Raw genomic sequence first — 12,480 nt, 5'->3', positions numbered from 1 at the left:
AGCGCGGCGATCAGTAAAGCAGGGCGTAGAGCTGGCGACGATAGCGCGCGGCCAGCGCGTCGCCGGTGCCCAGCGCGGACATGATGTCCAGCATCGTTTTGCGCGCGCTGCCGTTGGCGGCCGCCAGATCCTTCTTCAGCATGCCGATCAGCAATTCCAGCGCCTCTTCGTTACGGCCGACCTGATGCAGCTTTAGGCTCAGCTTCACCGCCAGATCCGCATTGTCCGGATCCGCGACCAGCTCCTGTTGCAGCTGCTTGATTTCCGGGGTATCGGCGGCTTGTTTCAGCAATTCGATCTGCGCCACCAGCCCGTGATAGCGGCTATCCTGATCCTGAATCGGAATGGCGCTCAGCACGGCTTCGGCGTCTTCCGCGCGATTAAGCTCGATCTGCACTTCGGCCAGCAACAGGGCAATGTCGCTTCGTTTGCTATCCAATTGCCAGGCTTCTTTCAACAGCGGCAGGGCATCCTGCAGCTTGCCGTCCTGAATCAAACGCTCGGCTTCCGCCGTTTTCAGATCTTCTGCTTTAGGCAGAACGCGCTGCAACAGTTCGCGGATCGCGTCTTCCGGCTGAGGTCCCTGGAAGCCGTCTAACGGCTGACCGTCTTTGAACAGATAGACGGTGGGGATCGCGCGCAGGCCGAATTGCGCGGCGACGCGTTGTTCGGCGTCGCAGTCCACTTTCGCCAGCAAGAACTGACCCGTATATTCGGCGGCCAGTCGGTCCAGTACCGGGCCGAGTTCCTGACAGTGCGGGCTGCGCTCGGACCAGAAATAAATCAGCACCGGGACGGTCATCGACTGTTCCAGCACTTGCTGCAAATTCGTTTCGTTAATATCAATCGCGTTGGCGTGTTGTTCTAGCATGGGATTCTCTCTTATCCGTTTCAGCGAGTTATGGGGGCACATTCCCTCTGCTTCAACCCCTGTCAGGAGCGAGTGCGTAATAAGCCGTCGAGTGCGCGTCCGGGGAGCAGACGGCGAAGTATCGACAGCGCATGAGTCATCAGCGTGACCGGATAGCGTAATTTGGGGCGCGGACTCTCCAGAGCGTGGCGCAATTTCGGCAATATCGCCTCTGGCGTCAGCGTGAATCGCTTGGCGATGCCGGGATTCGTGACGGGACGATCGTGCTGCGTTTGGTTAACGTTGGCGGAAAACTGCGTGCTGATCGGTCCAGGTTCTATCAACGAAACGTGTATCCCGCTGCCGTGCAGCTCCATACGCAGCGCGTCTGACCACGCTTCAAGGGCATACTTGCTGGCTGCATAGGCGCCGCGTCCCGGCGTGACGACCAGTCCCATGACGGAGCTGGTCTGGATGATACGCCCTTCGCCGTGCGCAAGCATGGCGGGCAGCAGTCGCTGCGTCAGTTGGTGGGTGCCGAACAGATTACTGGAAAACTGTTGCTCCAACTGCTGGCGAGAGATCGTATTCAGCGGGCCGTACACGCCGTAGCCGGCGTTGTTGAAAAGCCCGTACAACCGGTTGCCGGTGAGCGAAATGACGCGGTCGGCGGCGCGCTCCACACTGTCGCGGTCGTCCAGATCCAGCTCGATGCCTTCCAGCCCCAAAGCGTTCATTCTTTCCACATCTTCCGCACGTCGGCAGGCCGCCAAAACCCGGTAGCCGCGCTGTTTAAGATCCTGCGCGGCGATCAGGCCGATACCGCTGGAACAGCCGGTGATTAAAATCGCTTTTTGCATAACTTTACCTAACTATAAAGCCCTGAATATCAAGAGTCGTGGTTAACTAGAGGGCCGAGTTTTTGCGCCATCCAGTCGGCGATAAACGGCTGGGCGTCGCGGTTCGGATGGATGCCGTCATCCTGCATCCACTCGGGTTTGAGATAGACCTGCTCCATGAAAAACGGCAGTAGCGGAATAGCGAACTGCGAGGCCAGCTTCGGATACACGGCCGCGAAGGTTTCAGTATAGCGCCGGCCGTAGTTGGTCGGCAGCCGGATCTGCATTAGCAGCGGCTGTGCGCCGGCATCTTTGACCTGAGAGATGATTTTTGTCAGATCCTGTTCCAGACTGGACGGTGGAAAACCGCGCAGCCCATCGTTGCCGCCCAGTTCGATCAGCACCCAGCGCGGCCTGTGCTGTCGCAGTAAAGCCGGAACGCGGGCCAGCCCCTGGGCGGCGGTGTCGCCGCTGATGCTGCCATTGACGACGTTAACGCCGCCGGGGGCTGACTGCCAGCGGCTATTCAGCAAGGCAGGCCAGGCCTGCGTCGCCGACATACGATAGCCCGCGCTCAGACTGTCGCCCAGCACCAGCAGCGTATCCGCCGCGATAGCACGTAAACTTACTATTCCCAGCAGTAAAAGGACCAGAAAATGCCAGCGGAAAACATTCTTGAAGTTCATCATCTTAGTAAACACGTTGGTCAAGGGGAACATGAACTGTCCATCCTTACCGGAGTTGAGCTGGTTGTCAAACCGGCCCAGACTTTGGCGTTAATCGGCGAGTCCGGGTCGGGCAAGTCGACGTTGCTGGGCATTCTGGCCGGACTGGACGACGGCAGCAGCGGCGACGTCGCGCTGTTGGGGGAGCCGCTTAACGGGTTGGATGAGGAGGGGCGCGCGGCGTTGCGGGCGCGCGACGTCGGCTTTGTGTTTCAGTCTTTTATGCTGGTGCCAACGTTAAATGCGTTGGAAAACGTCCAGTTACCTGCGCTGCTGCGGGGTGAAAGCGACCGCGAGAGCCGCCAACAGGCCGAACAACTGCTACAACAGCTCGGGCTTGGCGCGCGGTTACAGCATCTGCCGGCTCAACTGTCCGGCGGCGAACAGCAGCGCGTGGCGCTGGCGCGTGCGTTCAGCGGTCGTCCAAAAGTTTTGTTTGCCGATGAGCCGACCGGCAATCTCGATCGGCAGACCGGCGAACGCATCGTGGACCTGCTGTTTGCGATGAATCGCGACTATGCCACGACGTTGATTCTGGTCACCCATGACGAACAGCTGGCGGCGCGCTGCGAGCGGCGTTTACGTCTGCGTGACGGTAAACTGTGGGAGGAGTCATGATTTGGCGCTGGTTTTGGCGCGAATGGCTCTCCCCTTCGCTGCTGATCGTCTGGCTGGCGCTGACGCTGGCCGTGGCCTGCGTGCTGGCGCTCGGCACCATCAGCGATCGTATGGAACAGGGTCTGAGTCAACAAAGCCGCGACTTTTTAGCTGGCGACCGGGTGCTGCGCGCCTCAAGGCCGGTGGATGAAGCATGGTTGCAACGGGCGGAACAAGACAGGTTGACCGTCAGTCGACAGGTGTCGTTTATGACGATGACCTACGCCGGGGAAAATGCGCAGCTGGCGCAGGTTAAAGCCGCTGACGATCGCTATCCGTTGTATGGGAATTTACAGACCCGGCCTGCGCAGCTCCGTGCCGCACCCGGCACGATCCTGGTCGCCCCGCGCCTGCTGGCATTGTTGGGCGCGCGAGTCGGAGATCAACTCGATATCGGCGATACCACGCTGCGCATCGCGGGTGAGCTGATTCAGGAACCGGATAACGGCTTCAATCCCTTTGAAACCGCGCCGCGCGTGTTGATGAATATGGCCGATGTCGCCCGTACCGGCGCGATTCAGCCCGGCGGCCGCATCACCTGGCGCTACATGTTCGCGGGAGAATCTCAAGACATCGCGCAGTATGGCGACTGGATCAAACCCCAATTGAAGGCGGATCAGCGCTGGTACGGCATGGAAGATTCTCCGGGCGCGTTGAGCAAATCGCTTCAACGTTCGCAGCAGTTCCTCCTGCTCTCCGCGCTGCTGACGCTGCTGCTGGCCATTGCGGCGGTGACTGTTGCGATGAGTCATTACTGCCGCACGCGCTATGACCTGGTCGCCGTACTGAAAACCTTGGGCGCCGGTCGTGGCGCCCTGCGTCGACTGATTGTCGGTCAATGGCTATCGGTGTTGGCGCTGGCGGCTGTGGCGGGGAGCTTACTGGGTTTGGGCTTCGAGGCGGTATTGATGCGCGCGCTGGCGCCGGTACTGCCCGCCACGCTGCCGCCCGCTGGGTTCTGGCCCTGGGCTTGGGCGCTCGGCACGCTGGTGCTGATTTCGCTATTGGTCGGTCTGCGGCCGTATCGCCTTCTGCTGGCGACCCAGCCGTTGCGCGTGCTACGGCGGGACGTGACGGCCAACGTCTGGCCGCTGCGCTACTACCTGCCAGCCGTCGCGGTGGTCGTAATCGGGTTGTTGTTCGTGCTGTCCGGCGGCGGCTCGCTGTTGTGGTCGTTGCTGGGAGGAATGGTCGTCTTGGCGCTGCTGCTGGGAACGATAGGCTGGGGCAGCCTGCTGGTGCTGCGACGCCTCACGCTGAAACGGTTATCCCTGCGTCTGGCGATCAACCGGCTCCTGCGTCAGCCGTGGTCAACCATCGGCCAGCTGGCGGCGTTTGCGCTGTCGTTTATGCTGCTGGCGCTGTTGCTGCTCTTACGCGGCGACCTGCTGGACCGCTGGCAGCAGCAGTTGCCGCCGGATAGCCCGAATTACTTTGTACTGAATATCACCGGCGATCAGGTCCCTGCGGTGAAAGATTTCCTGATCCAGCACCAGGTGCAGCCGGATCGCTTTTATCCGATCGTCCGCGCGCGACTGACGGAGATCAATGGGCGCGTCGCCACGGAGCTGATCCCCGAGGATGCGCCGGGGGGCGGCACGGTAAACCGCGAGCTGAATCTGACCTGGCTGGCGGAACTGCCGTCACACAATGTGCTGGTGTCCGGGCCGTGGCCGCCGAAGCAGGGCGAGGTGTCGATAGAGCAGGGCGTGGCGGAGCGTCTCGGGGTTTCGCTGGGCGACACGCTGACATTCACCGGCGACACGCAGCCGTTCAGCGCCAAAGTCACCAGCTTCCGTCAGGTGGACTGGGAAAGTTTGCGGCCGAACTTCTTCTTTATCTTCCCGCCCGGCGCGCTCGAGCATCAGCCGCAGTCGTGGCTGACCAGCTTCCGACACACCGGGCAGGACAACGTGATTACCCAGCTTAACCGGCAGTTTCCCACGCTGAGCGTGCTGGATATCGGCACAATTCTCAAACAGGTCGGACAGGTGCTGCAACAGGTCAGTCGCGCGCTGGAAGTGATGGTGGTTCTGGTCATCTTCTGCGGCGTATTGCTGCTGCTGGCACAGATCCAGGTCGGGATGGGGCAGCGTCGTCAGGAATTAATGGTTTATCGGACGCTGGGAGCCAGCAAGAAGCTGCTGCGGACCACGCTTTGGTGCGAGTTCGCCGTAATGGGGCTGGCCGCGGGGCTGGCGGCAGCTCTGGGCGCGGAGGCGGCGCTGTGGATGCTGCAACGCAAAGTGTTCGACTTCCCGTGGGAGCCTAACTGGCCGTTGTGGATTGGCCTGCCGCCGCTGAGTGCCCTGCTGCTTTCCCTCTGCGGCGGGTGGTTAGGGTTGCGTTTGCTGCGTGGCAGGGCGCTGTTCCGGCGTTACGATGCTTAACGTTGCCGAAGCGTCATACGGTACGAGATCCACCGCAGATTAAGCGTATAAAAAGCCAGAAAAAGCAAAGCGCGCGCGTCCCGTTCTAAAAAGGGGGCGCGGTTTTGCTCGCATGACGCTCAATCTCCCCCTAACTCGGGCGGGCAAATAGGTGGCTGTGATAATGGGAATGGACCCAGCTTCCCGTTAGCCCGCTTCCCGCCGCTAACCCCCTCATGGCGTCATGAGGACGATCTTATTTGCCTCAACGTGTGCTGGCCGTCCCAAATAACGATGCCCGTCCTTCAAAAATAGCATTCTCGATAATATGTTGATGAGGTCAAGACATTCATGGCGGTAAAGAAGAGTGTTTAGTCCAGAATATCGACTACAGTGTCCTTATATTATTTTGTCAATTTCCCTTAGGCTGGGATTAATGTGGTTTTTAAGTCATATTTAATTTTTGATGATTCAAAATAACCTCTAATTAAAATATCAGGAATAAACCCTGCCACCACGAAATACCGATGCGACATCAAGCTCTTTATTTCAGACATGACTTTGGTGGAGAAGGCATAACTATCATGTGGCATGATCCCTGAAGTGTCGTGATATTTTCGGCAATGGACGTTGTGCGAGGAACTTAATTTTTTGGGTGACGCTGATTTTCGTACGAAAGGCATCAATGAAAGCCAATTTATCGTCGGACAACAGGATTGAGCGCGATGTGAATAGTGGTTTTGGAGACGTCTTGTTCAGCACTCATCAGTGAACCCCCACTGGTGGGAAAGGGAGCGCCTGGAAGACAGAGGGCGCGGGTTCGGCAACATGCGCATCGCCTGGGGCGGCAATGCGCATCGGTTATCGGGTAATGTCAGCCTCGGGAGACGGGGCGCCGCTGGGCTTTTTGTGCCTGGACAGATACTTATGCTGAAAAATGCACATCCGAATGGCGTTGCGGTACTCTCCGTTGATAAAGAATTCGTGAATCAACTCACCTTCCACATCGAACCCTAGCTTGCTGTAGATGTGGATCGCCTTCTGGTTCTCCTTGTCCACAATCAGATACAGTTTGTTGAGGTTGAGAATGGCGAAGCCGTAGTCCATCGCCAGCTGTGCGGCGGCGCTCGCATAGCCGCAGCCCTGATGCGCGGGGTCGATGATGATCTGAAACTCGGCCCGGCGATGGATGTGGTTGATGTCTACCAGTTCTACCAGTCCGACTTTGACCCGCTCGTGTTCGATGATGAAGCGGCGCTCACTTTGGTCATGAATGTGTTTGTCATACAGATCGCTCAACTCTACGAAGGCTTCATAGGGTTCTTCGAACCAGTAGCGCATCACGCTGGCGTTGTTATCCAATTGATGAACGAAGGGCAAATCATCTCGTTCCAGTGGTCTCAGACGAACGATGTGGTTCGAGCCAGACATAGTAAATCCTCTATTATCAGTATCTTATCGTGATATTTTGCTTTCTTGTCGTTCTTTATAGTGCCTGATATTTACTATTTGGCGAACGATTTTCGCGTCGTATTGAAGTCTAATCAGTGTAATGCACTATTTAAAATAATATTTTATACTGAAAACAAGGTATTTTTATTTTAATAAAAGATGAAACCCTGTTTTATATTATTTGCTCGCGCAAAGAATATTTATTCTTTTTGGTTTCATCGTTGTTGTCGTGGTTTGTTTTTTGTTCAAATAACCTTTACCTATACGAAAAATAAGAGATAGATATATCCCTTGTTCTTTTTATTAATCTGTTTTTTATTTGGTATTGAAATGTCGGCGGTATTGTTGCTTATTTAAGCATTAATGCCTGGGTAATATTTTCTGGAAAGAAGAGTGAACTCAGATAGGGCGGCGTCTGGGCCTCTGTGATAAATGTTATTATGGCTAAAAAGTAAGGTTTATGGATGTTTTATTTATGCGTTAGATAGGTGTTCTGGTAATTAAAACTAAAAGTAAATAATATTCACTGGCTTCGAACTGCGAAGTTTTTTTCATTTTAAGTAAAGGGATTACACACCATGAATAAAAAATTCAAATTAGCCGCAGCGGCGTTTGCGGTATCTCTGTTGGCGGGCTGTTCCTCTTATAATACCAGCCAGCCGACCGCCGGTCTGGAAGCGCGTGTTGAATCTTCCGTTAAAGCGGACATCACCGTTGGCGAAAAAATCAATGGCGAAGCGTCTGCAAACGTCCTGTTCGGTGTGATCAAATGGGGTGAAGGCGACAAATACATCGATGGCGTAAGCTACGGTACTGGCGGCGCGCTGTCTTTCATCGACGTCTCTGCTTCCGTGAAATCTGCTGCAGCTTACAACGCCGTTAAAGCGTCTGGCGCAGACCTGATCGTGGCTCCGCGTTATGAAGTGACCACTAAAGACTACGGCGTGTTCAAACAGCTGCACGTGGTTGTTACAGGTTATAAAGGCACCATCGCCAGCGTTAAATAATAACGTTACCTGCTTGCTCGGCGCTTTGCGCCGGGCAATTTCCCCTCAAAACGCAGCGTGACCTTTTCCTTCCATTACTATCCCAACCTTCTCCCAACACCCGAACCTTCTCCCAATACCCATGCCGGCCTAAACCGTTTACGGGCAGATGATGCTGAAACGCGGCAGGCATACATTGAAGGGGAAAAGCACTGCCCCGTTTCCGGAGCAGTGATGTCAGAGCAAAAATTAGAAGTCTACGCTGGCGCGCAGCATCACTTCCCGGCGTTCGCCCACGGCTACACGTAGATTGCTGCCGCTGGAAGGGTAGTACGTCTTATCAAACAGGTTTTTCACGTTGACCTGCCATTTCACCGCATAGCCGTTGATGGGCAGACTGTAGGAGACAAAGGCATCGGCGACGGTGTAGTCGTCCAGCGTGAAGCTGTTAGCGGCATCGCCAGCCCTGCGGCCGACGTAGCGCGCTCCTGCGCCGACGCGCAGGTTGTCGCCCGCATGCAGTCCAAGGTTGCCGAAGTCTTGCGTCAGGAACAGCGATGCGGTGTGACGCGCCGCGTTGGGCATGCGATTGCCATTATTGTCCGGGTCCGAAGTGACGCGCGCGTCGGTAAAGGCATAAGAGCCAATCAGGCTGAGTGAGTCCGTCAGCTTGCCGGCCATATCCAGCTCAACCCCTTGCGAACGGACTTTGCCGGCGGTGCGTGTGACGGTTTCGCCGCCCACGTCCTCGCTGACCATCACGTTGCGTTTGTGTATATCAAATAGTGCGATGTTGGCGGTGATGCGATTCGGCAAATCCAGTTTGGCGCCGATTTCATACGATTTGCCTAGTTCAGGCGGCAGCGCGCCAATCTGAGTCGCAATTGACGTGTTGGGCTTGAAAGATTCGCTATAGCTGGCGTACAGCGACGAGTAGGACGTCAGGTTGTAAACCACGCCGGCACGCGGCACGAGACGACCGTAAGAGCCGTCGGTATTTGTGACGAAGGGACGCCCCTTGCCGGACATCACGTCGAAGTGGTCGTAGCGCAGTCCGCCGAGCAGCATCCAGTTGGCGTCAAGACGGATGGCGTCCTGCATAAACACGCCGGTGCTGTCGACGTTTTCACGCTGGTCGCTGTCCGCGGCGCTGACGGAAGTCGAAGCGGGAAGCAGGCCGTAAACCGGATTATAGACGTTGAAGTTGGTGACGGCGGTGCCGCGGATCATATCTCCGCGGTAAGTCCGGTCGGCTTCATGATCGACGCCGAACAGCAGCTGATGGTTGGTCTGTCCCCAGTCGATATCGCCATTCAGCGTTAGCTGTACGGCCTGCGACTGACTGTGCGCGTAGCCGGTCGAGTCGGCCTGACGGGTCAGATCGCCGGTCGTTGCGTTATATTTGGTGGCGCGAGCCTGATTGTCATTGTAGCGGTTGCGGCTATAGGCATAAGTCAGACTGGTTTTCCAGCGGTCGGACAGGTTGTGGTCCGCCTGGAAGGTCAGGGTGTCCTGATCGCCGCGGGTGGCGTTGTAAGTTTCATCGAAGCGACGGTCGCGTGGCACATCAACCGGTTTGCCCGTACGGCTGTCAATCACCGTGCCCCGATCAAACGGCGTCAGATACTCCTGGTGCTCGTAGGCGACGCGCAATGTTGTGTCCTCGCCATACCACATCAGCGATGGCGCGATGGTCGTTTGGCGGTTGCGGCCGAAGTTGCGCCAGTAGTCGGTTTCGTCGTGATCGACGATCATGCGATAGGCGAGTCCGGAATCGCTGATCGGTCCGGTGACGTCCAACTGACCGCCGCCGCCGTTAAAGCTGCTGTTCCAGCCTTCGATATGCGTTTTCTGCACCAGCTCGGGTTTTTTGGTGATGACGTTAATCACGCCGCCGGGTTCGCCCATGCCGAACAGCATGGAGGCCGGCCCTTTCAGCACTTCGACACGTTCGCTGGTCGGCGTAAAGTTACGCGCCTGAATAGAACGCACGCCATCGTGGAAAATCGAGCCGTCGCGGTTGTCCCCGAAGCCGCGCTTAATCAACGCATCTTGCGTCCCGCCCAGCGTGTTGGACTGGGTGATGCCGCTGACATTGTAGAGCGCTTCGTCGATATTGGTCGCCGACCAGTCCTGCAGCACTTGCTGAGGGACGACGTTAACGGCCTGAGGCACGTCCAGCAGGCGGCTTTCAGTACGCGTACCCGTTACCGTCTTATGAGGCTGATAGCCGGTCTCCTTGGCGCTGGAGGCGGCGGGCGTCGTGTCGCGATTAACGACCAGCGTTTCATCCTGCTGTGCTTGTTGAGTTGCCGCGTATGAGGTGAAAGGCATGACGGCCAATAAAGGCCAGCCTTTGCGCCATAAATGATTATTCATGTGATAACTGACTCCAATAGGTCCCTGAAAAATCGATCGGTAAAAACTGCTGATAGAGTTGTTTTAAGGTTTGTTGTGGGTCGATATCGCTAAATAGCGACGGGTAGAGCGCCCTGGCGAACATTTCCACCATCACGACGTGATAAGGGCTGAGGTAAAAGTTGTGCCACATGCTCCAGGCTCTGCCGGATTGGACCGCCGCCAGATGAGACAGCAACGGCTGTTGCTGTAGCAGCGTGTTAAAGCTGTCGTTCGCCTCTTGCGGCGTGACCTCCGGGCCGAGCATCAGGTTGGAGACGCGTTTTCCTTCCGGTCCGGCCATCCCGGTGGCGATGTACACGTCCGGCCTGGCGGCCAGCGCCTGTTCCGGGTTGAGTTCGCCATAAACGCTGTGGATGGTGCCTTTGGCGATGTTGTCCCCGCCGGCGAAGTCCAGCAGCTCGCCTAAATTGCCGTTGACGGCGGTGGTGCAGCAGGTGTCGCGTCGCCCCAGATGCAGGTGCAGCATGACGGTAGTTTTTTTGCCCTGATAGCGGCTGAGACGGTCGCGGATAACGTCCATATGCTGCTGATAAAACGCGCTGAAGGCGGCCGCGCGTTCGGGACGATTCAAGGCCTCTCCCAGTAACTTGAGACTGGGCAGGGTGTTTTTGATCAGTTCGATGCGCAGATCAACATAGATATAGGGAATGCCCGCCTCTGTTAGAATGTGCTGCAAGCGCTGCTCGTTATCCGATCCTTTCGCCAGACGCGGCAGGATCACCAGATCGGGTTTCAGCGGCAGCAACATTTCGGCATTGATCGTGTTGAGGTTGCCGTTGCCCAGAATCGGGATGTGGGCGATGGATGGGAATTTCTGAGTGTACTGATGCCAGCTCTGGGCATCGTAGCGAGCGAGATCGTTGGGCCAGCCCACGACGCGCTGCGCGGGATTGCCGGGTTCCAGCAGCGCGAGCGTGTACAGCATGCGGCTTTCGCCCAGTACGATGCGCTGGGGATTGTCCGGGATGCTAACCTGGCGTCCCAGGATGTCGGTGATGGTTTTTGCAGGAGAAAGCGTACTGAACAAGCTGCAAATCAGCAAAGCGATGTAAGGAAATACCGGGCGCATGTAAAGTATCCGTATCAATCAAGCAGCGAAAGATAATAATTATTATTGGGATTTTCAATACAGAGAATGCAAGGGTATCGGGACAGAAATAAAAAACCCACGATCTCAAAGACATTTAGCGTGTTTCGTAAATAAATAAAATGTGCACAGGCGCGAGAACGGGACCCGAAAAGGAGGAAGAGGTTAGGTGACAGCGTCCGTTTCGCGTGATGCGAAGCGAAACGCTATCGGATAAGGGCGGCGGCTCGCCGAGGGCCGATGGAAGAGCGAGCGGCCCTCGGCGAACGAAGTCAGGAGGCGTCTTTGCGATCGTGGCGTTCGTAGCCGCGTGCGAAATGACGCTCGAGACGAGTTTGCAACAGTTCCAGTACCATCGACATCAGCCAATAGATCGCGGCGGCGGAGGTCAGCATTTCCATGTAGTGATAGGTGCTTCGTCCGTAAGACTGCGCCAAAAAGTTCAACTCCCACAGCCCCATCAAAGAGACCAGCGACGAATCCTTGATCATGGAAATAAACTGCGAACCCGCGGGCGGGATAATGATGCGCAACGCCTGCGGAGTGATGACGTGGGTGATGATGGTCCAGCGCGATAGCCCCAGCGCCATCGCGGCCTCTTTCTGACCACGCGGCACCGACAGCACGCCGCTGCGAATGGTTTCGGCCAGATAGGCGCCATAGTTGAGCGACAGCGCGATAATGCCTGAGGTGAAGGCGCCCATCACGATACCGACCTGCGGCAAAGCGAGGTAAATGATGAGTACCTGCACCAGCAGCGGCGTACCGCGGAATAACGACACGTAGAACGTGGCGCAGCCAAAAGCCAGCGCGCTTGAGGAGAGGCGGCCGATAGCGGTCAGCACGGCGAGCAGGATGCAGAACAGCATGGAGATGACGGTGATGACAATGCTAAGCACCGCGCCCTGAATGAAGCCGTCTGGCGACAAATGCAGCCCTAACATGGACGGCAGTTTCTGACGTATCAGGTCAGTATCCAGGTGCATGCTGGCGAACAGCCAGAAGAGCAGTCCGATCAGCAATAGCCAGGTCAGTCCGGCCCGGACGCGGAACCCCATACGATTATCCCGGCTCCGCGCCGGTGCCCCCATCGT

At 56.7% G+C, this 12,480-nt stretch carries 10 protein-coding genes; 3 read left to right on the top strand and 7 right to left on the bottom strand.

Annotated elements, in window-relative coordinates; genetic code table 11:
• Positions 1-10: 10 nt before the first annotated feature.
• From BLU64_RS01615 to tesA, 3 genes are read right to left on the bottom strand one after another with little or no spacing between them, the layout of a single operon-like run.
• Positions 11-913: a co-chaperone YbbN gene (locus BLU64_RS01615; RefSeq protein ID WP_327062228.1), complete on the bottom strand. Its 903-nt coding sequence runs from the start codon at positions 911-913 to the stop codon at positions 11-13.
• Positions 914-933: 20 nt separating this feature from the next.
• Entirely contained in the window at positions 934-1,710 is a 777-nt protein-coding gene (locus BLU64_RS01610) for an SDR family oxidoreductase (RefSeq protein ID WP_074727745.1), read from the bottom strand.
• A gap of 29 nt (positions 1,711-1,739) precedes the next feature.
• Positions 1,740-2,378 carry a multifunctional acyl-CoA thioesterase I/protease I/lysophospholipase L1 gene (gene tesA / locus BLU64_RS01605; protein WP_139171458.1) on the bottom strand — a complete coding sequence of 213 codons (639 nt, stop codon included), beginning with the start codon at positions 2,376-2,378 and terminating at the stop codon, positions 1,740-1,742.
• Between tesA and ybbA the strand changes: the two genes are divergently transcribed.
• Together ybbA and ybbP are read left to right on the top strand one after the other, a co-directional pair.
• Positions 2,346-3,032: a putative ABC transporter ATP-binding protein YbbA gene (gene ybbA / locus BLU64_RS01600; RefSeq protein WP_074727870.1), complete on the top strand. Its 687-nt coding sequence runs from the start codon at positions 2,346-2,348 to the stop codon at positions 3,030-3,032. The two genes, tesA and ybbA, sit on opposite strands and share 33 nt — an antisense overlap.
• Entirely contained in the window at positions 3,029-5,461 is a 2,433-nt protein-coding gene (ybbP, locus tag BLU64_RS01595) for a putative ABC transporter permease subunit YbbP (protein WP_026742807.1), read from the top strand. Before ybbA ends, ybbP begins: the two co-directional genes overlap by 4 nt.
• A gap of 840 nt (positions 5,462-6,301) precedes the next feature.
• Here the strand turns inward: ybbP and speG are convergent.
• The gene (gene speG, locus BLU64_RS01590; RefSeq protein WP_026742806.1) at positions 6,302-6,871 is read right to left on the bottom strand and encodes a spermidine N1-acetyltransferase; all 570 of its coding nucleotides are present in this window, start codon (positions 6,869-6,871) and stop codon (positions 6,302-6,304) included.
• Between the two features lie 599 nt (positions 6,872-7,470).
• On the opposite strand from speG, the gene BLU64_RS01585 reads away from it, so the two are divergent.
• Entirely contained in the window at positions 7,471-7,899 is a 429-nt protein-coding gene (locus BLU64_RS01585) for a hypothetical protein (RefSeq protein ID WP_026742805.1), read from the top strand.
• A gap of 228 nt (positions 7,900-8,127) precedes the next feature.
• On the opposite strand, the gene BLU64_RS01580 is transcribed toward BLU64_RS01585, so the two are convergent.
• The 3 genes from BLU64_RS01580 to BLU64_RS01570 form a co-directional block, all read right to left on the bottom strand.
• Positions 8,128-10,257, bottom strand: a complete 2,130-nt coding sequence (locus tag BLU64_RS01580) for a TonB-dependent siderophore receptor (protein WP_026742804.1) — start codon at positions 10,255-10,257, stop codon at positions 8,128-8,130.
• Complete coding sequence (locus BLU64_RS01575) at positions 10,250-11,368, bottom strand: ABC transporter substrate-binding protein (protein WP_026742803.1); 1,119 nt, start codon at positions 11,366-11,368, stop codon at positions 10,250-10,252. Before BLU64_RS01575 ends, BLU64_RS01580 begins: the two co-directional genes overlap by 8 nt.
• Positions 11,369-11,658: 290 nt before the next feature.
• Complete coding sequence (locus BLU64_RS01570) at positions 11,659-12,444, bottom strand: amino acid ABC transporter permease (RefSeq protein ID WP_026742802.1); 786 nt, start codon at positions 12,442-12,444, stop codon at positions 11,659-11,661.
• Between the last annotated feature and the right edge of the window lie 36 nt (positions 12,445-12,480).

The organism is Lonsdalea quercina, from assembly GCF_900107885.1.
In the GTDB taxonomy this organism is placed as follows: Bacteria; Pseudomonadota; Gammaproteobacteria; order Enterobacterales; family Enterobacteriaceae; genus Lonsdalea; species Lonsdalea quercina.
This window is presented reverse-complemented; position numbering and strand designations above follow the sequence as displayed.

Bases quoted from the DNA above. Each gene is read 5' to 3' on its own strand.
- BLU64_RS01615 (WP_327062228.1), bottom strand. From the start codon at position 913: ATGTGCCCCCATAACTCGCTGAAACGGATAAGAGAGAATCCCATGCTA.
- BLU64_RS01610 (WP_074727745.1), bottom strand. From the start codon at position 1,710: ATGCAAAAAGCGATTTTAATCACCGGCTGTTCCAGCGGTATCGGCCTG.
- ybbA (WP_074727870.1), top strand. From the start codon at position 2,346: ATGCCAGCGGAAAACATTCTTGAAGTTCATCATCTTAGTAAACACGTT.
- tesA (WP_139171458.1), bottom strand. From the start codon at position 2,378: ATGATGAACTTCAAGAATGTTTTCCGCTGGCATTTTCTGGTCCTTTTA.
- ybbP (WP_026742807.1), top strand. From the start codon at position 3,029: ATGATTTGGCGCTGGTTTTGGCGCGAATGGCTCTCCCCTTCGCTGCTG.
- speG (WP_026742806.1), bottom strand. From the start codon at position 6,871: ATGTCTGGCTCGAACCACATCGTTCGTCTGAGACCACTGGAACGAGAT.
- BLU64_RS01585 (WP_026742805.1), top strand. From the start codon at position 7,471: ATGAATAAAAAATTCAAATTAGCCGCAGCGGCGTTTGCGGTATCTCTG.
- BLU64_RS01580 (WP_026742804.1), bottom strand. From the start codon at position 10,257: ATGAATAATCATTTATGGCGCAAAGGCTGGCCTTTATTGGCCGTCATG.
- BLU64_RS01575 (WP_026742803.1), bottom strand. From the start codon at position 11,368: ATGCGCCCGGTATTTCCTTACATCGCTTTGCTGATTTGCAGCTTGTTC.
- BLU64_RS01570 (WP_026742802.1), bottom strand. From the start codon at position 12,444: ATGGGGTTCCGCGTCCGGGCCGGACTGACCTGGCTATTGCTGATCGGA.